This is a genomic window from Anaerozeibacter quisquiliarum, assembly GCF_051162045.1.
In the GTDB taxonomy this organism is placed as follows: Bacteria; Bacillota; Clostridia; order Christensenellales; family Aristaeellaceae; genus Anaerozeibacter; species Anaerozeibacter quisquiliarum.
The window spans coordinates 1-19,502 of sequence record NZ_JBISDI010000022.1; the positions used below are offsets into that span (position 1 = coordinate 1).

General features: G+C 62.5%; 17 protein-coding genes. 11 read left to right on the forward strand and 6 right to left on the reverse strand.

The features are described from left to right. Both ACH6CV_RS10725 and ACH6CV_RS10730 read left to right on the forward strand, forming a co-directional pair. Window positions 1-1,926: DUF7507 domain-containing protein (locus ACH6CV_RS10725; protein ID WP_456358190.1), on the forward strand; the 1,926-nt coding region annotated here is incomplete at its 5' end. A 309-nt stretch (window positions 1,927-2,235) separates the two neighbouring features. After that, the gene (locus ACH6CV_RS10730; RefSeq protein ID WP_456358191.1) at window positions 2,236-4,224 is read left to right on the forward strand and encodes an ABC transporter substrate-binding protein; all 1,989 of its coding nucleotides are present in this window, start codon (window positions 2,236-2,238) and stop codon (window positions 4,222-4,224) included. 406 nt (window positions 4,225-4,630) lie between these two features. Here ACH6CV_RS10730 and nrdD read toward each other — a convergent pair whose 3' ends face one another. From nrdD to ACH6CV_RS10750, 4 genes are all read right to left on the reverse strand, one after another. Next, window positions 4,631-4,900, reverse strand: coding sequence for an anaerobic ribonucleoside-triphosphate reductase (gene nrdD, locus ACH6CV_RS10735; RefSeq protein WP_456358192.1), 270 nt, complete (start codon window positions 4,898-4,900; stop codon window positions 4,631-4,633). A 115-nt stretch (window positions 4,901-5,015) separates the two neighbouring features. Beyond that, on the reverse strand, window positions 5,016-5,483 hold the full coding sequence (locus ACH6CV_RS10740; RefSeq protein WP_456358193.1) for an acyl-CoA thioesterase: 468 nt from the start codon (window positions 5,481-5,483) through the stop codon (window positions 5,016-5,018). Window positions 5,484-5,590: 107 nt separating this feature from the next. Further along, window positions 5,591-6,256 (reverse strand): ribulose-phosphate 3-epimerase, encoded by a 666-nt coding sequence (gene rpe, locus ACH6CV_RS10745; protein ID WP_456358194.1) that lies wholly within the window; start codon window positions 6,254-6,256, stop codon window positions 5,591-5,593. A 112-nt stretch (window positions 6,257-6,368) separates the two neighbouring features. Next, window positions 6,369-6,986, reverse strand: a complete 618-nt coding sequence (locus ACH6CV_RS10750) for a peptidoglycan DD-metalloendopeptidase family protein (protein ID WP_456358195.1) — start codon at window positions 6,984-6,986, stop codon at window positions 6,369-6,371. A gap of 218 nt (window positions 6,987-7,204) precedes the next feature. Here ACH6CV_RS10750 and ACH6CV_RS10755 point away from each other — a divergent pair, with 218 nt between their 5' ends. Continuing rightward, entirely contained in the window at window positions 7,205-8,173 is a 969-nt protein-coding gene (locus tag ACH6CV_RS10755; protein ID WP_456358196.1) for an Mbeg1-like protein, read from the forward strand. A 214-nt stretch (window positions 8,174-8,387) separates the two neighbouring features. Here the strand turns inward: ACH6CV_RS10755 and ACH6CV_RS10760 are convergent, their stop codons facing one another. Then, complete coding sequence (locus ACH6CV_RS10760) at window positions 8,388-9,635, reverse strand: S1C family serine protease (protein WP_456358197.1); 1,248 nt, start codon at window positions 9,633-9,635, stop codon at window positions 8,388-8,390. 675 nt (window positions 9,636-10,310) lie between these two features. Here ACH6CV_RS10760 and ACH6CV_RS10765 point away from each other — a divergent pair. From ACH6CV_RS10765 to ACH6CV_RS10800, 8 genes are all read left to right on the forward strand, one after another. After that, window positions 10,311-10,622 (forward strand): hypothetical protein, encoded by a 312-nt coding sequence (locus ACH6CV_RS10765; RefSeq protein ID WP_456358198.1) that lies wholly within the window; start codon window positions 10,311-10,313, stop codon window positions 10,620-10,622. 116 nt (window positions 10,623-10,738) lie between these two features. Beyond that, window positions 10,739-11,050: a hypothetical protein gene (locus ACH6CV_RS10770; protein ID WP_456358199.1), complete on the forward strand. Its 312-nt coding sequence runs from the start codon at window positions 10,739-10,741 to the stop codon at window positions 11,048-11,050. Window positions 11,051-11,123: 73 nt separating this feature from the next. Continuing rightward, window positions 11,124-11,837, forward strand: coding sequence for an ABC transporter ATP-binding protein (locus ACH6CV_RS10775; RefSeq protein WP_456358200.1), 714 nt, complete (start codon window positions 11,124-11,126; stop codon window positions 11,835-11,837). Window positions 11,838-12,180: 343 nt separating this feature from the next. Continuing rightward, complete coding sequence (locus tag ACH6CV_RS10780; RefSeq protein ID WP_456358201.1) at window positions 12,181-13,437, forward strand: putative ABC transporter permease subunit; 1,257 nt, start codon at window positions 12,181-12,183, stop codon at window positions 13,435-13,437. 179 nt (window positions 13,438-13,616) lie between these two features. Next, window positions 13,617-14,087, forward strand: coding sequence for a MarR family winged helix-turn-helix transcriptional regulator (locus tag ACH6CV_RS10785; protein WP_456358202.1), 471 nt, complete (start codon window positions 13,617-13,619; stop codon window positions 14,085-14,087). Then, on the forward strand, window positions 14,059-14,928 hold the full coding sequence (locus ACH6CV_RS10790) for a DUF6544 family protein (protein WP_456358203.1): 870 nt from the start codon (window positions 14,059-14,061) through the stop codon (window positions 14,926-14,928). The genes ACH6CV_RS10785 and ACH6CV_RS10790 overlap by 29 nt, the downstream gene beginning before the upstream one ends. Window positions 14,929-15,127: 199 nt before the next feature. After that, window positions 15,128-15,346, forward strand: coding sequence for a hypothetical protein (locus ACH6CV_RS10795; RefSeq protein ID WP_456358204.1), 219 nt, complete (start codon window positions 15,128-15,130; stop codon window positions 15,344-15,346). Continuing rightward, a complete protein-coding gene (locus ACH6CV_RS10800; protein ID WP_456358205.1) occupies window positions 15,333-16,199 on the forward strand; it encodes a CPBP family intramembrane glutamic endopeptidase in 867 nt (288 codons plus the stop codon). Before ACH6CV_RS10795 ends, ACH6CV_RS10800 begins: the two co-directional genes overlap by 14 nt. 10 nt (window positions 16,200-16,209) lie before the next feature. Here the strand turns inward: ACH6CV_RS10800 and ACH6CV_RS10805 are convergent, their stop codons facing one another. After that, window positions 16,210-19,494, reverse strand: coding sequence for a PD-(D/E)XK nuclease family protein (locus ACH6CV_RS10805; RefSeq protein ID WP_456358206.1), 3,285 nt, complete (start codon window positions 19,492-19,494; stop codon window positions 16,210-16,212). Between the last annotated feature and the right edge of the window lie 8 nt (window positions 19,495-19,502).

A 19,502-nucleotide genomic window follows, 5' to 3' on the forward strand; every position in this document is an offset into this window, starting at 1 on the left:
GGCATCTATGCCTGGACAGTGAAGTACTACAAGGATTCGATTGAGGACGATAACCAAGTTGGGATGGAAAGCGGGACCGAGACGTTTGGAGAGATGGTGGCCGTGAACGACATGTTGCACGCGCCAGACGGATACAGGAAGCCTGGCGAGGCAAGTGTGACCAACATCACGATTACGTCCAACCCGGCTAACAACGTAGCGACCGTGCTGTACACGAAGGATAGCTTTCCCTACACGATCGAGTACTACCAAGACGCGGCGGACGGTACAGGTACGCTGCTTGGCACGGTAGACGGGGCTGCGAAGGAATTTGGCAGCGACCTGACAGATGCGTTGATTGCAGGCGACCTGGATGACCCGAACTGGAAGGACGCGAAGAGGCCCGCGGGTTACCTGGCCGGCACGATTGTGACGCTGATGCCGCTGAAGATCGGTGTGGACGGGAACGTGGTGCAGGTGCTGTATGTGGAGATCGACGCTTCTCTGAACGTCGAGAAGACGGCGCAGGGCGAACCTGGAACAGTCTACAACTTGGGCGATGAGATCGAGTACCACGTGAAGGTGACCAACACCGGGAACGTGCTACTGACCGACATCACGGTGAGCGATCCGATGGTGGACACTGTGACGAGCGGCCATACGATGGAGAACGGGTTGATCAAGATCGCCAGTTTGGCACCCGACGCGTTCGATATCATCGTGTACACGCATACGGTAACGGCAAAAGACATTGCGAACGGCGATGGTGTGCTGGTGAACGTGGCGACGGCGGAAGCGCCGAATCCGAATCCGGAAGGTGATCCGGTTGAGGACAGTGACGAGGAGACCGTCGACATCGAGCCCAACAACAGGATCATCATCAGAGGACGGAAACAATGGACCGACGGCGAGAGTTCGGAGCCGCAGCTGAGTCTGATGAGGGCCAAGGGAACGCTGTCGCATCCGCCGGTAACGATCAAGCTACTGCGCGATGGTGCGGAAACGGGCAAAGAGAAAACCCTTACGAACGAAACGGGATGGGTATTCGAGTTCGAGCCGCAGCCGAGGTATAGCGGCGAAGGCAAGGAGTATGCTTACTCGGTGTCGGAGGGGAGCATCTCAGGCTACAGGTTGGTGGGGATTACGAAGGATGGCCCGTATGAAGATGGCAACATCTACATCTATTTTACCGTAACGAACGAGCCTTACTCGCCCCCCGCCCCGACCACCTATACCGTGACCTACCAGCCGGGCGAGCATGGGACCTTCGCCGCACAGAGCTATCCGGGGCTGGGCCTTGGGGCGGCGACGCCGGGGTTCTCGGGCACGGCCGCTGGCGAGGACGGATGGCTGTTCACCGGATGGCTGCCGAGTGTGCAGCAGTATGTGACGGGCGACGCGAACTATGTGGCGCAGTGGGTGCCGGAAGAGCCGCAGCCGGGCCAGTATGAACTGAGCGTGCTGTACTGGTATGGCGAAATCAACGGCAGGACCGCCGCGCCGACCTACCGGGCGAACCTCGCCGAAGGCGCAGCGTACAACGTGGCCTCGCCGCGGATCAAGGGATGGACGCCTGACCTCTCGAAGGTGTTCGGCGTGATGCCGAAGGGCGACGTGCGGGCGGACGTGGTGTACGACCAGAACGAGTACACGCTGACGATCAACTACGTGTACACGACCGGCGGGACGGCCGCGCCGACCTACCGCAGGACCGCGATGAACGCGGGCGACCGCTTCGCGGTGACATCGCCGGTGATCGACGGATACACGGCGAGCGACGCGACGATCAGCGGCACGATGCCGGCGTACAACCTGACGGTCACCGTGTACTACGCGCCGACGGGCACGCCCGAGGAGCCGGAAATCCCGCTGGTGGACCTGATGGAATACGGCGTCCCGTTGGGCGTCGGAGCGGTGGTGGCCAACGTGGGTGAGTGCTTCGAGTAAATGACATGGCCGGCCCGGCGCGGTTACACGCGCCGGGCATGGCTGGTGGTGGGGCCGACAGGGGCATCACGCAGGGGCGACGCCGACGGCGTCTTGGGTACGACAGGGTCCGCCTCCCCTGCGGGCACCCCTCACGGGGGTCACCACCCCGCCTGCGGGCACCCCTCCCAGGAGGGGAATGGGAATGGGAATGGGAATGGGCCCGCCGATGACGAAGATGATACCGATACAGGTGGACGGTTCCTGTATTTTCAAATCCAACCGGAGAACCGTCCCCTGTATTTTGCGATTTATGAAGGAGGGACAGCCATGAAGAAATTGTTGGCCATGCTGATGGCGGCGTTGATGCTGATGTCGGGCGTCGCGCTGGCGGAGCCGGCGGCTACGGACGCGCCGGCGCTGGGCGGGCGGACGGCGGAAGAGGCGTATCAGGAGCTGATTGTGGGCTCCATGACCGCGCTCAGCGGGCATTTCTTTACCGATCTGTGGGGCAACAACGCGTCGGACATCGACGTGCGCGAGCTGCTGCACGGCTATGGCCTGGTAAATTGGAACGCCGAACAGGGCATGTTCAGCGCCGACCCGAGCGTCGTGAGCGCGCTGGCCGCGCAGACCGACGCCGAGGGCAACAAGACCTACATCGTGTCGATCGCGCAGGACCTCGTGTATTGCGACGGCACGCCGATCACGGCGCGCGATTACGTGTTCTCGATACTGCTTACCGCCATGCCCGCCATGCGCTCGATCGGCGCCGCGATAGGCGGCACCGACTACATCCTGGGCGCGGAGGCGTACGCCGCGGACGAGGCCGCAACGCTCGCGGGCGTGCGGCTGCTGGGCGAGCACCAGTTCTCGATGACCGTGCGCGCCGACCGGCTGCCGTTCTTCTACGAGCTGGGCCTGCTCAATTTCAAACCCTACCCGGTTTCCGTGATCGCGCCGGGCTACGCGGTGGGCGACGACGGCGAGGGCGCGTACATCCGCGACGCCGCCGGCGCGAACGCGTTGGAGAACGTGCTGCCGCAGACGGTCATGGACATGGCGACCGGCTACCGTTCGCACCCGGGCGTAACCAGCGGGCCGTACAAGCTGGTCAGCTACGACGCCGAGGCGAAGGTCGCGAAATTTGAGATCAATCCCTACTTCAAGGGCCTGGCCGACGGCCAGAAGCCGCAAATCGAGCGGCTGACGCTAAAGCACGTCACGCCCGCAAACGCGATCGAGGCGCTGAAAAACGGCGAGATCGACCTGCTGAACAAGGGCACGCAGGCGGATGTGATCGACGCGGGCATCGCGTTGTCCGGCGCGGGCGCTGTGCGCGTCAGCAACTACCCGCGCGTGGGTCTGACGATGCTGAGCTTCGACGCCGAGCAGGGCCCCGGCCAGTCGCAGAAGGTGCGTCAGGCGGTGGCGCTGGGCTTCGACCGCGACGCGTTCCTCAGCGAGTACATCAAGAACTACGGCATGCCGGTCGACGGCTACTACGGCATGGGCCAGTGGATGACGCGGCTGGTGAGCGGCGCGCTGACGGCGCCGGTCGAGCAGCCCGCCGAGGGCGCGACCGCGGAAGAGACGGCGGCCTACGAAGCCGCGATGGCCGAGTGGGGCGCGCTGTCGATCACGCACCTGAACCCCTACGCGTTTGATGTGGACGCGGCCAAGGCGCTGCTGGTCGAGGACGGCTGGACGCGTGGCGAGGCGGGCGAGGCCTACGACGAGGCGGCGGGCGGCGTGCGCTACAAGGACGGGATGAAGCTTAGCTTCAACCTGGCCGTGCCGCAGGGCAACGCGGCGGCGGCAGCGTTCGAGACGGTGCTGAAAGCGCCGCTCGCGGGCATCGGCGTGGAGCTGACGATCACGCAGGTGCCGCTCGATCAATTGCTCGCCCAGTACTACCGGCAGCAGCCGCGCGAGTTCAACCTGTTCTACCTGGGCACCAACTTTACCAGCGTGTTCGATCCGAGCTACGCCTACGCGCCGGAGGGGACGCTGAACGCGACGGGACTCAAGGACGAGCAGCTCTGGCAACTGGCGATGGACATGCACAAGACCGAGCAGGGCGACGTGCTGGGCTACCTCAAGAAGTGGGTGGCCTTCCAGACCCGCTGGAACGAACTGCTGCCCGCGGTGCCGGTGTACTCGAACGTGTACTTCGACCTATTCGTGCCGCGTCTGCAAAATTACCAGGCGAACGCCTACGCGACCTGGACCCAGGCGGTGGTGTACGCCTACCTGAGCGACGCCGCGCCGGAGGCGCCGGCGGGGGATGTAGAGGAACTGATCCTAAGCAATCGCTGATTGATTCGGTCGGCGGCTGCATGCCCGCCATCTCGTGCCCGAAAAACCCTCGGCGCAGCGCCGCCGCGCCTTCGGTTTTTGCAAGCGCGATCTGACGGGAAATCAGCTCGCCACCGCACGCATGCTTGAATCGGCGATTGCCTGGAGCCGGTGCACGGAAGGGATCATGAAGGCCCCGAGGGCGGATGCCTTCGGGGCCTTTGGCGCGCGTCAGAGAAAGCCGAGTCGGGCCGCGACGGTTCTTAAATCAGGTTCACCGCCCCGGCGCATGGCAAAGCCCCTCCTCGGAGGGGAACGGGCGGGCGACAATGCAGGCCGCCCTACGGATTGCGGCGTCGCAGGCCCCAAGAACGGGGAACAACAACGCCCCCTGGCCGCGCGTGCGGGCAGGGGGCGTTCCTTAGACTTACGACATCGCGTGGCGCACGCGGTCGCGCTCTTCGCTGCGCTTGCCGTCGTTGAAGCGGTTCAGCGTGCCGACCAGGTAGCCGGTGATGCGCCGGATGCGCTCGAACGGCTGGCTATCGAAGGTGTAGTCGAGGTCCACATAGTCCCCGTCCACCGTTATCGTCATCGTTCTGGGCGTTCGGCCGTACTGCGTACGCGCATGCTCCAGATAGGCTTGAAGCTCGTCTTCGGGCAGGACGCCGTTCAACACATGGATGTTGGTCTGCATACGCCTCATCTCCTTTTCGGTAGCTGTTGACCTACTATATATACCACTTCCGGATGAAGCGTAATACAAGATGTAGATTGATTCCGGGTAAATTGCGGGGAAAGATGGAACGGTTCTACGTGGCGGCTCGCCGCCGCGCCTTGCGCTGTTCGTAGCGCTCCTTGGCGGCCGCCCATTCGAGCCGCTCGGCGTCGCTTTCCAGCGTCAGCCCCGGCACCCTGGTCGGGCGCTCCAGGCCGTCGAGCGCCACCATCACCATGTAGGCCTGGTTGATAAGCCGCTGCTCGCCCGACAGCTGCTCCACATAGGTATCCACGCGCACCTCCATCGACGACGTGCCCGCATAGGTGATGCGGCCCTTGAGCACCAGCGTGTCGTTGACGTAGGCCGCGCCGTCGAAAGTCAATTGATCGATCGCCGCGGTCGTTACGTTGCAGTTGGCATGCCGCCGCGCCACCACCGCGGCCACCACGTCGATCCATTCGAGCAGCTTGCCGCCGAACAGCCGGTTGTAGCCGTTCATCGAGCTCTGGGTCAGGATTTGCACCTGCTCCGTATAGGATTCATGGATGCGCTTGTTCATGTTGTCCCCCCATTCAACGATTGCCGATTTCGCCAAATTGCGCGGCTGGCCGACCGGCGCCTTCCTCGCCGATCGCCCAGCCGTCCGCCGTGACCGGGATCCCCATCCTATTCGATGCAGGCGCGCAGCCGAGCGGTGAGCTCGCCGAGCGGCGCGCCGGGGGAGAAGATGCTCGACGTGCCGGCCACGAAGATGTCCGCGCCGGCCGCGCGCATCTTGATCGCGTTTTCGAAGCTGACGTTGCCATCGACCTCGATCCGGACGCGCTCGCCGCCGTGCGCATCCAGGAAGGCGCGCGCCTTTGCGAGCTTGTCGAACGCGCCCGGAACCAGCTGCTGGCCCGCGAAGCCCGGGTTCACCGTCATGATAAGCACGCCGTCGATCGTGCCGAGCGCATGCTCGAGCACCGAAACCGGCGTCATGGGGCCCAGCGCCAGCATGGGTTTTGCGCCCAGCGCGCGGATCGCCTGAAGCGCGCGCAGCGGGTGCGGGGTGGACTCATAGTGCACCGAGACGCAGTCGCCCCCGCCGATCGGAAACCACGACAGCTTGCGCTCGGGCTCGGTCACCATCAGATGGATGTCGAGCGGAACCTTACAGGCGCGCTTGAGCGCGCGGCAGAAATCGGGGCCCAGTGTATAGTTGGGCACGAAGCTGCCGTCCATGATGTCGACGTGCAGGTATTCCATGCCCAGCGCTTCGAGCTCGCGCAGAGTCTCCTTGAGATGCAGGAAATCTACGCACATGACCGACGGGGCGATTTGACCCTTCATCGGCAGCCCTCCTTTATCCGCAGTATGCCGCCTCGATTATAGCATAGTTACCCCGATCTGTGCGCAAGATAACATCTTTTTCTCGTTGAGGACGTGTTTTAGACATGGGGGGTCAGGGCAGTGCCAGCCACTCTCCATTGTTCCACGCTTCAAAGTGCAGGTGCGCCGTAAGGCCGGCTTCGAGCGCCGAGGAGTCGCCCACCGCGCCCAGCGCGTCGCCGGCACGCACGCGGTCGCCTTCCTTGACCAGTTGGCTGGTCGCAAGGTTTGCATAGCGGGTCAACACGCCATCCGCGCCGGTGACCTCCACCACATTGCCCAGCAGCGCGTCGCGCCCCGCGCGCGTCACCGTGCCGGCGGCGGCCGCGCGCACCACCTCGCCCTTGACCGCCGCGATGTCGACGCCGACGTGGGTCTGCCACAGCGAGAGCGTGTCCGACCAGGTGGGCTCGTCGGGGCTGTGCGGAGTGAGCAGTTCGCGTCCGGCGACCGGCCAGTGAAGCGTCGGCGCATCCTGCCGCTGGGCGAGCCGCTCGTCGAGGCTGGACGAGGCTTGTGCGGGCGCGGGCGTCGGCGTCGGCGGCGGGGTCGGCGCGTTCATGCGCGCGCGCGCCAGCATCAGCGCGCCGCCCAGCAACAGCAGGCAGGCGCCCAGCGACAGGTAGAAGGCGTGTCGGCGCACGGCGCGGATGCAGCGGTTCGCGAGCTCGCGCAGTTGGTTGGGGTTCATACTGTCACATCCTCTCTATGCACAATAGTTTGAACCGTTCGCGCGAACCTATTCCGTCCGAACCCCATATAATGGTGGCAGCGGCTGTGGCCGAACCATTTCCCCGCTTTGGAGCGGCGCCCGCAGGCGGGGCGGCGCGTATTTTTGGTTGACGCGGCGGGCTCTATACATCGAGGCTGTTCGACCCGGGCTTCACGGACAAAGCGCCGGTCGGCGGGGTGTTCAAGGTGACGGCCCGGGTGCTGGCGACCGTGCTGCCGCCGCTGATCCCGCCGCTCGGCCCGCGTGTCTTAGGCGGACGCGATCTGGAGGTGTTTTGCGTGAACCTGACCCCGAAACAGCTGGCGCTGATGAGCGTGCTCGCGGGGTACGACGTCCCGGAGCGGTTGCTGCCGCGCGTCAATTGTTCGCTGAGCGTCGGCCAGCTGGCGCGCGCGTTGTTGCAGGAACCGCCGCCCTGCGGCCCCGAGGGCGAGGGCGCCCGCGCGCTGGAGGCGATTTTGCGCGACGAGGCGCTGCTTAAGCTTTGGGTGACCGACTACATAAACCACAATCATACCAATGGATTCGTTGGTTACGCGTTCGAGGATGCGCGAGGCGCTGTGCTGGCCGCCTTCCGCGGCTCGGAGTCGACGCACGGCTGTGCGCCCAGCAATGTGGACTGGTGGGACAATGTGCGCGCGCCGCTGCTCGGATCGGCGCAGTACGACGACGTACGGCGCTTCGCGGCCCGCCACGCGCGGCGGCCGCTGTTGTTCACCGGGCATTCGAAGGGGGCGCATAACGCGCTGTACGCGCTGGCCACCTCGCAGAATACGGCGGCGCGCGCGGTGGTGTTCGATGCTCAGGGCTTTGCGCGGGGGCAGTTGAGCGAGGCGGAGCGCGCGGCGCTCGAGGAACGCGCGCTCAACTATGTGCAGCGGGACGACGTGGTGGGCGCGCTGCTGTGGCACCCGGAGCGGCGGATCTTTGCGCAGGGCGTCGGTGAGGGCAACCCGCACGCGCTGTCCGCGATGGCGTTCGATGAGGCGGGCTACCCGATTCCCGCGCGCCGCACGCTGCGCTCGCGCGCCGCGGGCATTATGTCCCGCGCGCTGTACGAACGCCTGCAACCCCGCGTGGGCGGTTCAGGGAGTCCGGAGGGCAATGCCCTTTGGCGGGGTCCGGGGGTGGAGCCCTTGGCGTGACTTTCGTCCCCCCCTAACCCCGCGCCGCCGTATCCGTCCCCCAAGCGATAGGGCCGCGCGGCCGGCTCTGGGTGACGGCGGCGCGGCGTTCCCGATGTCCGGTCTCAAAAAAACCACGGCCCCTACGGCATCGATTCTTGGCGCTACGACCATCAAAAGCGGGGCTGCAGCGCCTTTCTCCCGGCGCTGCAGCCCCGATGACCGTTATCCTTGCTTACTTCAGCACTTCCAGCGTCACGTCAAACGTCAGCGTCTCGAAGTCGCTCACGACGTTCGCCGGGGGGTTGTAGTACGACGGGCCGCGCCGGCCGCCGAAGAAGCCGCCGAAGGGGTCGTTGTAGCCGTAACCGCCGCCGTAGGGGGAGTTGTCGCCGCCGCTCTGGTTGCCGTTCAGGTAGCCGAGCGAATTCAGCAGCGCTTCCGCGTTGTCGTAGCGCGCTACGGTGATCTTGACGGTGTCGCCCGCCTTGTGCTGATCCATCTGCGTGGTCAGCTCCTGCAGCGACTTGACGCGGACGCCGTCGATCTCGGTAATGAAGTCGAACTGCCTGAGCCCGGCGCGCTGGGCGGGGCTGTTTTCATTCAGCGACATCACGCCCACGCTGGCCGGCGGGTTGGTGTTGATCGGCTGCTCGGGGCCGTCGATCGTCTGAACCATCACGCCCATCTGCGGGCGCTGCACCTTGCCGAACTGGATCAGGTCGCGGGCGATCGGGTAGGCCATGTCGATCGGAATCGCGAAGCCCAGCCCCTCGAAGGCGGCCTGCGAGAAGCCGCTGCCCAGGTACTTAAGCGTGTTGATGCCCACGAGTTCGCCGTTGATGTTGAACAGGCCGCCGCCCGAGTTGCCGCTGTTGATCGAAGCGTCGTGCTGGATGTAGGAGATGGCGCGGGAGGCGTTCTGCGCGTTGACGCTGGTGCGCTCGAGCGCCGATACGATGCCGCTGGTTACGGTATTGGCCAGCACGGTGCCGCCCGGGTTGCCGATGGCGATCACGGTCGAGCCGACCAGCAGGTCGCTGGAAATGCCCACCTTCACCGGCGTCAGCTCGGACGAGTCCACCTTGAGCACGGCCAGGTCGGTCGAGAAATCGCTGCCCACGAGCTTCGCTTGCGTGGTCTCGCCCGACGGCAGCGCGACTTCGTAGGTGTTGCCCTGCTCGATCACGTGGGCGTTGGTCAGCACGTAGCCCGGCTCGATCACCACGCCCGAGCCCTGCGCGATCTGCGTGCTGTTCTCGCCCTGGCCGCGCCGCCAGTTGGTGGCGTTGGTGATGACGCCCACCACCGAGTTTTCGGTCTTCTGCGCCACCGCGATGGCCGGGTTGTTGTCGCCGATCACGCCGCGCGCCTGCTCCTGCTCCTGCGCCAGCACCGAGCCGCCTACGAGCACACTCGCCAGCAGTACCGCCAGCAAGAGCGCGATCAGGTTGTTCCAGTGTGATTTGCTTATGGTCTTCATGATATCGCACCTCCGATTCTGGTTGGTGATTGTATTGTAGCAAGCCATTTTAGCCAATCTATGAACGCGCGGTGAACAATTGACAGCGGCGCGCGCTGGAATCAATCGCATTTAGCATATCCGATCCGGGAGGTTTCTACATTGGAAGCGATTGATAGTTTGCGCGGCGGCTTTGGACTTGGCCTGCACAAAGCTGCGCGCGGTGGTCGCGATCGACGGCATCGCGCCGCCGGAAAGAGCGCGCGCTGGCCGACGCGGTCTGGCGGACTCTTTTGCGCCCGCTCATTTCTGCAAAGCGCTTGACGCAGCGCCGCTGCGCCAGACCATGGACAAACCCGGCCCGCGAGAAAGTAAAAAAATCCCTCCCCTCTTGACAAAATGCAACTAGTTACCTATAATGAACGCAACCGGTTACGAATCACGCTCCCTCACGCACAAAGCCGGTCCTCCGGGAGGCGGCCCATGTCGGACCTCGAGGCCGGGCCTTCATCTTCGGAGCGGTCTTTAGGGATTGAATGCATGAAGATGTCTTTGCGAAACTTTCGAGAATCTATGGCTGCTCGAATGGGACGGCGGAGAAACGGCAAGCGGATATGTCGCGGCGGCCTACGCCCGCAAGCTTTGTGCCGTGTAACAACTGGCGATGATTGTAATTCGCCTGAATGGAGAGCGATAATGCTTGATAGAACCTTCTACACGAGGTTGCGCGACAGTGAAATCTATGACGATATAAGGGAGTATTGCAGGGTTGAAGGCGTAGGCGAGGACCATCTCAGGTCATCCTTAACCCAAGGCATGTGGCAGGCCATTCGCTTAGCGTGGGCTCGCTTGAAGGGATTCACACGCTTCATAGAGCAAATTATCAAGGGCGGTGAATCCGGACGGCAATGCCAGGATCTCGCCTGCGGTTGGCAGAACGATACATCCACGGGCCTGGCCGGCGTAGACGATGCGACCGCGGCCTTTGGAAGAACTCAGTTCAAGTAGGGGGAAACGGTGATCGCCTGCGCGATGATTGCGTCGTTTGAACGATGCGCGTGGGCCGCAATGTGGTTTGCCGAGATTTGAGCAAGACAATGGGAATTGCCCCTGAGTGAGGAAGTATGGCACAGGATTTCAGAATGAGCAAAATGCAGGCGCGGGACATTGCCCAGGCCGTTGATCTCTGGGTTGAGCAATACAAGCGTTATTGTGGCGGCTCAAGGTCGTTTCCGCGCAATTGGATCAAGAACACCGGCGCGATCGAAGGCCACTTGTCAGAGAAGGTCGAAGACGGAATTGCGTTCGCCCTCAAATCCGGCGATGCTCTGTTTGGATACATAACCTATGACGAGTTTCCGTTATCCGTTTGCCAACAAGTTCTGGAAGAAGTACTTCGATCCCATGCTCTTGTCCGCCAGAAGAACGATCCCTAAGGACATCAACCATTCGATGGAAGCGATGCCGGGGGGACAGGCGTTTGCAACGAAATGAAAAGGGGCGATGCGCATGTTGAGGATAAAACATTTGACGAAGGCCTATGGGGATCATAAGGCGGTCGATGACCTGTCGCTCCATATTAAAAGGGGAGAGATATTTGGGTTTATTGGGCACAACGGCGCTGGGAAGACCACGACGATCAAGGCGTGCGCTGGCATCCTGCGGTTTGACGCGGGCGAAGTGTACATCAACGGTTTATCCATAAAGGAAAAGCCGATCGCGTGCAAAAAAATGATCGCCTACATCCCGGACGATCCCAATCTTTATGAGTTTTATGAGGGCATCCAGTATCTCAATTTTATCGCCAATATCTATGGCATACCGCAGGGAGAGCGTGAGCGGAGGATCAGGGAATTCGCGGACCTGTTTGAGCTTACGCCTGATCTCGGCCAACTGATCTGCGCCTACTCGCATGGCATGAAGCAGAAACTTGCCATTATCTCCGCGCTGATCCGTTCGCCTAAGCTCATTATGATGGATGAGCCGTTCACCGGCCTTGATCCAAAGGCTTCACACACGCTCAAGCAGCTCATGCGGGCGCTGTGCGATCGCGGCGGCGCGGTCTTCTTCTCCACGCATGTGCTGGAAGTGGCAGAGAAGCTTTGTGACAAGGTGGCGATTATCCGCAAGGGCAAACTCGTCATATCCGGCAGCATGAGCGAGGTCAAAGGCGCCGAATCGCTCGAGGACGTTTTCCTGGAACTGGAGGATCAAAATGCTTAGGACGCTAATAAAGGCCCGTGTATACGCGCTGTTCAGCTCCATTTTCCGGGGAACGCGCGTAAAAAGGAAGCACACCCCCCTGCTCAAGGCGCTGACAGGCCTCCTTGCACTTTTTGTGATTGGGAACTTCCTGATGCTGCTTGGGAGCCTGTTCGGCGCGATCTGCCAGCCGCTCCATATGGCCGGCCTTGACTGGCTGTATTTTTCGCTCGCGGGCATGATCTCATTCGCGTTCATCCTGATCGGCGGCGTGCCGATGGCTCAATCGCAGCTGTTTGAGGCGAAGGACAATGAGCTGCTCCTTTCCATGCCGATTCCGCCAAGGCTGATCCTGATATCGCGGATGGCCATTTTGCTGGCGGCGGACTACATCGTCGAGGGTTGCGTCGTTGTTCCGGCCGGTGCGGTTTACTGCATGAACGCACCCGTATCCGTTTCGGGCGTCCTTTACTTTGTCGTAGCCTTTCTCTTCCTGCCTCTGCTCGCGATGTCCTTCTCCTGCCTCTTTGGGTGGCTGCTGACCCTGATCTCCTCGCGGGTGCGGAACAAGTCCCTCGTTGTAACGACGCTCTCGGTCGGCCTCTTGCTCCTGTACTTCTACGCTTTCTCCCAGATGAACGGGTATATAAGTCACCTCATCGCCCATGGGGTAGCCATTGCGGATGCAATACGGCGCGCCTTGTTCCCGGCGTACCATCTCGGAAACGCGGTCGCGGGGAAGGACCCCGTGAGCCTGCTTCTGTTCATCCTGTGCACGGTCGCCCCGTTTATTGTCGCGGTCTGGATCGTCTCCGCAAACTTCATCCGCATTGTAACGACGCGCCCGGGCTCGGTGAAAACGGCGTACAGGAAAATGCCGCTCAAGGTGAGCGGGGCCATGACGGCGCTGGTGCGCAAGGAGATCCGGCATTTCTTTTCAAGCCCCATGTACATCCTGAATACCGCGTTGGGCGTCATCTTTACGTTCATCTTTCCGATAGCGATGCTCGTAAAGCGCGACCTGCTGGCGGTTCTGTTTGAAGGGAATATTCCCGCCATCGCCGAAATGCGGGGGCCGATTGTGCTCCTGATGCTGGGCGGAATCTCGGCTACCAACATCATATCGGCCCCTTCGATTTCGCTTGAGGGCAAAAACCTGTGGATCGCACAGTCCATCCCTATTGCAGGGAGCGACGTGCTGCTGTCCAAAGCGTATGCGCATATGATCCTATGCCTGCCATCCATCGCTTTTGCCGCAGCCGTTTTGAACGCCATCCTGGATCTGAGCATGGGCATGAGGATCTTGCTGTTTGCCACCCCTGCGCTCCTGACGGTGTTTGCGGCGCTTTTCGGCGTCGCCGTAAACCTTCGTTTTCCCAAGTTTGACTGGATCAATGAAACGACTGCCATCAAACGGGGGCTGAGCACCATGGTGGCCATGTTTGGATCCATGGCTGTTGTAGGCGGTACCGCCGCGCTTTACGCATTCAAATTGCACGGCAAGGCGGATGTAGAGACCTTTACTGTCTTGTTCTCGCTTCTGCTGGCCGCGGCGAACGCCGGCCTGTACGCTTTCCTGAAAACAAAGGGCAGCGAAGCCTTCGCCGCTCTCCATTTCTGACGGGCGATTCGCAAGGCGCGATCGAATTCAATCGGCTTCGTTGCCCTCCCGCAAAAAATTCCGCTCCCCCTTGACAAAAGGCAACCAGATACCTATAATAAACGCAACCGGTTACTGATGCTTGGGAATAGGATCATCGTACGCCCTACGCGCACAACCGGTCCGTCAGGAGGAAGCCCATGTCGGATCTCAAAGCCAAGGCCCTCATCTTCGTGTCGATCTTCACGCTCTCCAACAAGCTCCAGATCCTCGGCGACAGGATGGACAGGAAGCTTTCGACCAAGCAGTGGCTGCTGCTCGCCGGGGTGATCAATTCCGGAAGCGCCGAGCCCTCGATCGGGGAAGTGGCGGGGCTCATCAACAGTTCGAGGCAGAACGTCAAGAAGATGGCGCTGATCCTCGAAAAGGCGGGCTTTGTGTCCATGCGCAAGGACCCGCAGGACGCGCGGATACTGCGCCTGCGCCCGACCGAGGTCTGTATGGAACACCTGCGGGGGCGTGAAGTACGGGAGAACCGCTTCCTCGAGGCGCTCTTCGGAGGCTTTGAGGCAGAAGAACTGCGGGCCTTTGCCCGGCTGATTGAAAAGCTGAAAGACAACGTTCGGGAGATGGAGATATCGTATGATGATCGACATGAAGAAGAGGCATAGGAAGCGTATGGGAACGATACTTGCCCTCGTCGGGGTCCTGCTCGTCGGTGCCGTTCTTTTCCTCGGGATCCCCTATTCGCCGACCGCCGCGCGCTTTAAGGGCGAAGTCGCAAAGAGGGTCCGGGCCGCGGATACCGACCCGGAAATGTTCACCGAGGAAGACCTCCGGGACCTCCCCCCTCCGATGCAGCGATACATCCGCCATTGCGGATATCTGGGGACCCCGAAGATGTTCTCCATGCGGACCGCGCTTGAGGGGGTCGACTTCCGGATGTCCAAAGACCGGACGATCCCCATCGACTACGCGCAGCTGAATCTGGCCGACAGGCCGGAGCGCTTCGCCCTCATCACATCCTCGCTCTACGGGATTCCCTTTGAGGGGCTCGATTCCTTCGCGGAGGGCGCCGGCAGCATGGAGGGCGTCCTGGCCAAGGTCATCCGGCTGTTTAACCAGCGGGGCGAGCAGATGAACCGCGCCGGCCTTGTCACCTGGCTCGCCGAGAGTCCCATGGTGCCAAGCGCCATGCTGCAGGACTTCATCACCTGGGAGGTCATGGACGACGACCATGTCCGGGCCATGATATCCTATAACGGGATGAGCGCAGAGGGCGTATTCACGCTCGAGGGAGACGAGATCCGCTCCTTCCGCACCGGCGACCGGGTCGCGACCGGCATGGACGGCAGCGAGCAGTTCGTGGAATGGTCTGCCCTCTTTGAGGAATACCGCGCGGTGGACGGGATCCTCCGCCCGTCCGTCATCCGGTCGGTCTGGCACTACCCCGAGGGCGACAGCGTCTACTTCAACGAGAACAAGCGGCCCGTGGACATTAGGTTTCAATGACGAACCGGCGGCACTTTACTTTATTGGCGTTTACTGCCCAAGTCCTCAAATGCACAAACGAGAAACGATAACCCAAGGAATCGCGGGGAAGAAGGATGCTAATAATCGGGTTGAAGCTAAACATCAAGGAGATCATGAAGCCGGGCGGGAGTATGGCTTTGGACGGAGATTTGATATGAATAAGGTATGAGGGTTAAAAGTGATAAAGAATGTTCTGCTTATGTTATCGTTTGTCCTGGTCATTTGCGCAGCCGGTTGTGCAGAGAAAACGACTTTTTCCGGGAGCAGAGCGAGCAACGATCGGCAGTTTTTGGTGGATTTTGATGTACTGAACACGACGGTTGATGGCAAAATGCACTTGTCAGAGGGTGAAGAGGTTTTCAAAGCGGAAGGGAGCGTTTGTTTTGAAAAGTCATAAATTGTACCCGAGAAAACATAAGAACATGAATGGTTCGGAATCGGAAAACTATATCGTGAGATATTTGGTCTTTACCTTTGGATTGTTTGGCTTATTGCTATTGACGTTAGGCGCCATAGCGACAGGATTATTGCATGGAACGCCGTTGGTGATGAGCTGGTTGACTGCCATAACAGCGTGGACCCCAACCTATGTATTGCTTCTCATGTTTAGAAAGCTATACCCAGGCAGCACGGTAAAGGCTTTTTATAAAAACCTGTTTGGGGCAAAGCTGGATCTTGGTTTGCTGGTAACAACGACCATAATACAGGCAATTGCTTTTGTATCAAGCGTTTACATGGTTTCCATTCAAAGCGGTGTTGCGAGCCTAAGCCTATTTGATTTTTCATCTTCAACCGTGATGTCCGTACTCTTCTTCACGCTGATACAGGGACCAATGGGAGAAGAGTCGGGCTGGAGAGGGTATTTACTACCGGCAGTTGAGGAAAAAATCGGTGTAGTTAGGGGCTCTTTATTGGTTAGTCTGATCTGGTCGTTTTGGCATGCTCCAATCTGGTTTTTGGACACGGGATATAGCGGGACAGTTCTTGTAAGATACATAATAGTGTTTGTCATCTGTATTACTTCTTTGGGATTCATTATAGGCATCTGCTATCATCGCTGCAAAAATCTATTTGTTCCCATATGGATTCACTTCCTGTTTAATCTCCTTGGGTATACATTTGTAGGTTCCAAGGTAGACCTTGTTACCTGGTATGCAGTATTCTATTTTGCCATAGCGGTTGGATTCTTTTTGTGGTACAAAAGGAACCACATAAAAAGTAAGGAAACAACCGCATTAAGGACTGCATAATGATGCTTACCTAACTTTCATCGCGGTTCGCGGGCCGCACCGCCTCGAGCACCTGCTTCGCCGTGAGCGGCTGCAGCACGCGCGCCGCCCCGCCCAGGCGCTCGTCGAACTGGCAGAGCGTGCGGTGCTCGCAGTGCTCGCAGGCGGTGCGGCCGGAAAGGCTATAGGGCGCGATCGAGGTGTCGCCCAAGCGCATCGCGGCAAGGTGCTCGCGCGATTTCCCGAGCGTGTGCGTGATCAGCGCGTCGAAGTCGGCCTCGCTCAGCAGCCGGTCGGACGCGCGCAGCGAGCCGTCCTTATTGAACGAAATACCCAGGCTCAGCTCGGGTTCGGCCGCCATCGCGCGCACCACGCGCTCGTCCTTGAGCGTCAGCCCGTTCAGCCTGAGTTTTTTTTCGCGCGCCCGCTCGACCAACTGCTCGTCGCGCTCCTCGGTCTCGATCAGCGGGTCGGACACGTTGAAGTAGAACGCGCCCGAAGGCTTGCCGCCGCGCTGCCTGAGCACCGAGGCCAGGTAGACCATCAACTGCAATTGCAGCCCGTGGTAGATCTCGGCCAGGCTCAGCGCGCGCCCGCCGGTCTTATAGTCGATCACGCGCAGGTAGCGCGCGTCGCCGTCCTTCCACTCGTCCACCCGGTCGATCCGGCCGCTTAGCGCGCCGCGCTCGTCCAGATTCAATTGCGCCTCGCCGCGCTCGAGCTCGGCCTCGACCGCGACCGGGCGGAACCGGCTGCCCGCCGCCTGGCGCGCGACGATCGCGGCGGCGCGGCGCGCTACGCCCTTGATGCGCTTGAGCTCCTGCGCGGCCAGCGCGTCCCCGGCACAAAGCTGTCGCTCCGCCAGGTCGCTCAACACCTGATCCATCAGCGCGCGGCTGTCCTCGGGCGAAAGCGACGACAGGCGCTCGGCGCTCAGCGATACGAAGGCCTCGAGCGCGGCGTGATAGAAGGTGCCGGCGTCGCGCGGCGAAAGCTCGAACGGGCGAAACTCCTCGGGCCGGAGCGCGTATTGCGCGAAGTGCTCGAACGGGCAGCGTGCGAACCGCTCGAGCCTCGACGCGCTCACCGAGGTCGGAGACAGCAGCTTCTCCGCCAGCGCGCGCGGCAGCTGCTCCGAGCGCACCCGGTGCGAGGCGGCCGCGCGCATGCGCGCGGCCGCCTCGCGGCCCTCGGGCAGCGCCTCGAGCGCCGCGAGGCAGATGCGCGCCGCGCGCGAGCCCGCGGCCAGCAGCGCGGGCAGGCGCGCCGCCGCGACCGACAATTGCTCGAGCCGGATCGCGCGCATGGCCTCGTCGTCGGCCACGCCGCCGCGCACGCCCACGCCCGGCAGCACGCGCGAAATTTCCGCCATCAACGCGCCGGGCTGCAGCGCCCGGCCCGAGGCATCGCTCTGCGGCCTCGTGACCAGCAGGTAGTCGCCCGTCAGCGCCAGCAGCGACTTGAATCTGAGCCGCGTCATGCGCGAGCGGTCCTCGCCGGTCAGCGCGGCCAGGTCGGGCAGCAGCGCGAGCTCGTCCTCCGACAGCAGCGCGTCGTCGCGCTCGGGCGGAGCGTCGGACGCGCCCACCACGATCAGCGCCTTGACGCGCTTGCCCTTGAGGTGCGTAAGCTCGCCGCCCTCCACCGCGTCGGCCGACTGGGGCAGCGCCCTGACCTGAGCCTCGCTCAGCGCGCGGCGCATGAGATCGTAGATCGACTGCGCGGACAGCTTCTCCGCGCCCAGCAGCTCGTCCATCTGGTCGAGCGCGTCCAGGACCCGCTTCCACACCTGCGCGCCTTCCATCGCCCAGCCGGAAAGGCCCTGCGCCTCGAGCGCCAGGCGCGTGCGCTCGAGCTGGCCGTAGGCGTCCAGCTCCTCGAGCAATTGGTACACCGCCGTCAGGCGCGCGCGCGTATCCTGTCCCGCGCGCAGCCGTTCGATGAGGCGCTCGAGCGGAGCAACCAGTCGCGCTCGCGCCGCCTCGAGCGCGGTCATGGCCGCGTCGTCCGGGCTGTGCTGAAGCGGCAGCAGCCAGCGTCGGCCGCGCAGCGCTCGGCTGACGGCGTAATTCACCAATAAATCCGCTTCGTCATCGTCCAGGCCCGAGAAGCCCGAGCGGATGTAGGACACCATGTCGTCCAATTGCACGCCGCGCGCGGCGATGCGCAGCGCCGACAATACGCACTGCGCGAGCGGGTGCCGGTCGGCGCCGCGGCCCGCGGCCAGGAACAGCGGCACCTCGGCCCGCGCGAACGCGCGGCGCAGCGCGTCCATCGTCTTAAGGTCGCCCGAGGCGCAAGCCACCGCCATGTCCTTGTAGCGAAAGCCGCGCGTACGCGCCAGCCGTCGCGCCAGCGCCGCGGCGAACTCGGCTTCGTCGTCGGGGTTCTTGCATAGCGCCAGTTGCACGCTGCCGGGCGCGCCCGCGCGCGGGCGACTGGGCACGGCGAACAGCTCGGCCTCGAGAAAGCCGATCGCGCCGCGCGCCGTCAGCGGGCCTTCCGCGTCCGGTGCGTGTTCGGTCGCCGGCCTATGGACCACCTCGATGCCGGCCTCGCGCGCGCGCGCGGTCAGCCGGTCGAGCGAACGCGCGACCGGCTCGAACAGGTAGGCGTCGCGCGCCGCGCGGTCGCACTCGAGCGTCAGCGCCACCGTAACCTCGTTCGCACAGCCGCACAGCGCGACGATCGTATTTATGAGCTTGGGTGTGAGCAGGTCGAATCCGTGCACGCACACGCGCGCGCCGCGCAGGAACGGCGCGTCCGGCATGGCGCGCGCCGCGCGCGCCTGCTCGTCTTCGCCGTCGAGGAACCGCCCGGCAAGCGCGCGCTCGTAGGCGTCGTAGAGCAGGGCGAGGTCGTGCAGTTTCCTGGCGAGCGCGCCGTTTGCCGACCGGGCCTGGGCATGCACGTCCTCGGGGCTAAGCCCCGCCTGCTTGAACGCGGCGATTTGACGGGTGGCGCGCTCGGCGAAGCCGGGCCGCTTAACCGCGCCCGCATACCAGGTCAATTGTTTTTTCAGCCGCGCCGCCGCGGCGTGCATCAGCATCGTGCGCCCCTGCTCGTCCACGCGGGCCTCGCGCGGCCAGCCGGTCCCTTCAAATACGCGCGCATACAGCCGCTCGGGCGACAGTACGCTAAGCTCGAACGAGCCGGGCAAATCAAGGCCCTCGAGCGCGTCGCGCTCGGCCTGCAGCGTGAACTGAGAGGGCACCAGCAGGATCACCGCGCCGGGCGTCGACAGCTGTGATGAGAGCAGTCCGGTCACCGCCGCCTGCACCGAGTGCGCGCGGCCGGTCAGGTAGGTAAGGCGCATGGTCATTC

Coding starts and splice junctions, on each gene's coding strand:
- ACH6CV_RS10730 (WP_456358191.1), top strand. CDS start 2,236: ATGAAGAAATTGTTGGCCATGCTGATGGCGGCGTTGATGCTGATGTCG.
- nrdD (WP_456358192.1), bottom strand. CDS start 4,900: ATGCAGACCAACATCCATGTGTTGAACGGCGTCCTGCCCGAAGACGAG.
- ACH6CV_RS10740 (WP_456358193.1), bottom strand. CDS start 5,483: ATGAACAAGCGCATCCATGAATCCTATACGGAGCAGGTGCAAATCCTG.
- rpe (WP_456358194.1), bottom strand. CDS start 6,256: ATGAAGGGTCAAATCGCCCCGTCGGTCATGTGCGTAGATTTCCTGCAT.
- ACH6CV_RS10750 (WP_456358195.1), bottom strand. CDS start 6,986: ATGAACCCCAACCAACTGCGCGAGCTCGCGAACCGCTGCATCCGCGCC.
- ACH6CV_RS10760 (WP_456358197.1), bottom strand. CDS start 9,635: ATGAAGACCATAAGCAAATCACACTGGAACAACCTGATCGCGCTCTTG.
- ACH6CV_RS10765 (WP_456358198.1), top strand. CDS start 10,311: ATGCTTGATAGAACCTTCTACACGAGGTTGCGCGACAGTGAAATCTAT.
- ACH6CV_RS10770 (WP_456358199.1), top strand. CDS start 10,739: ATGGCACAGGATTTCAGAATGAGCAAAATGCAGGCGCGGGACATTGCC.
- ACH6CV_RS10775 (WP_456358200.1), top strand. CDS start 11,124: ATGTTGAGGATAAAACATTTGACGAAGGCCTATGGGGATCATAAGGCG.
- ACH6CV_RS10780 (WP_456358201.1), top strand. CDS start 12,181: ATGGCCATTTTGCTGGCGGCGGACTACATCGTCGAGGGTTGCGTCGTT.
- ACH6CV_RS10785 (WP_456358202.1), top strand. CDS start 13,617: ATGTCGGATCTCAAAGCCAAGGCCCTCATCTTCGTGTCGATCTTCACG.
- ACH6CV_RS10790 (WP_456358203.1), top strand. CDS start 14,059: ATGATGATCGACATGAAGAAGAGGCATAGGAAGCGTATGGGAACGATA.
- ACH6CV_RS10805 (WP_456358206.1), bottom strand. CDS start 19,494: ATGCGCCTTACCTACCTGACCGGCCGCGCGCACTCGGTGCAGGCGGCG.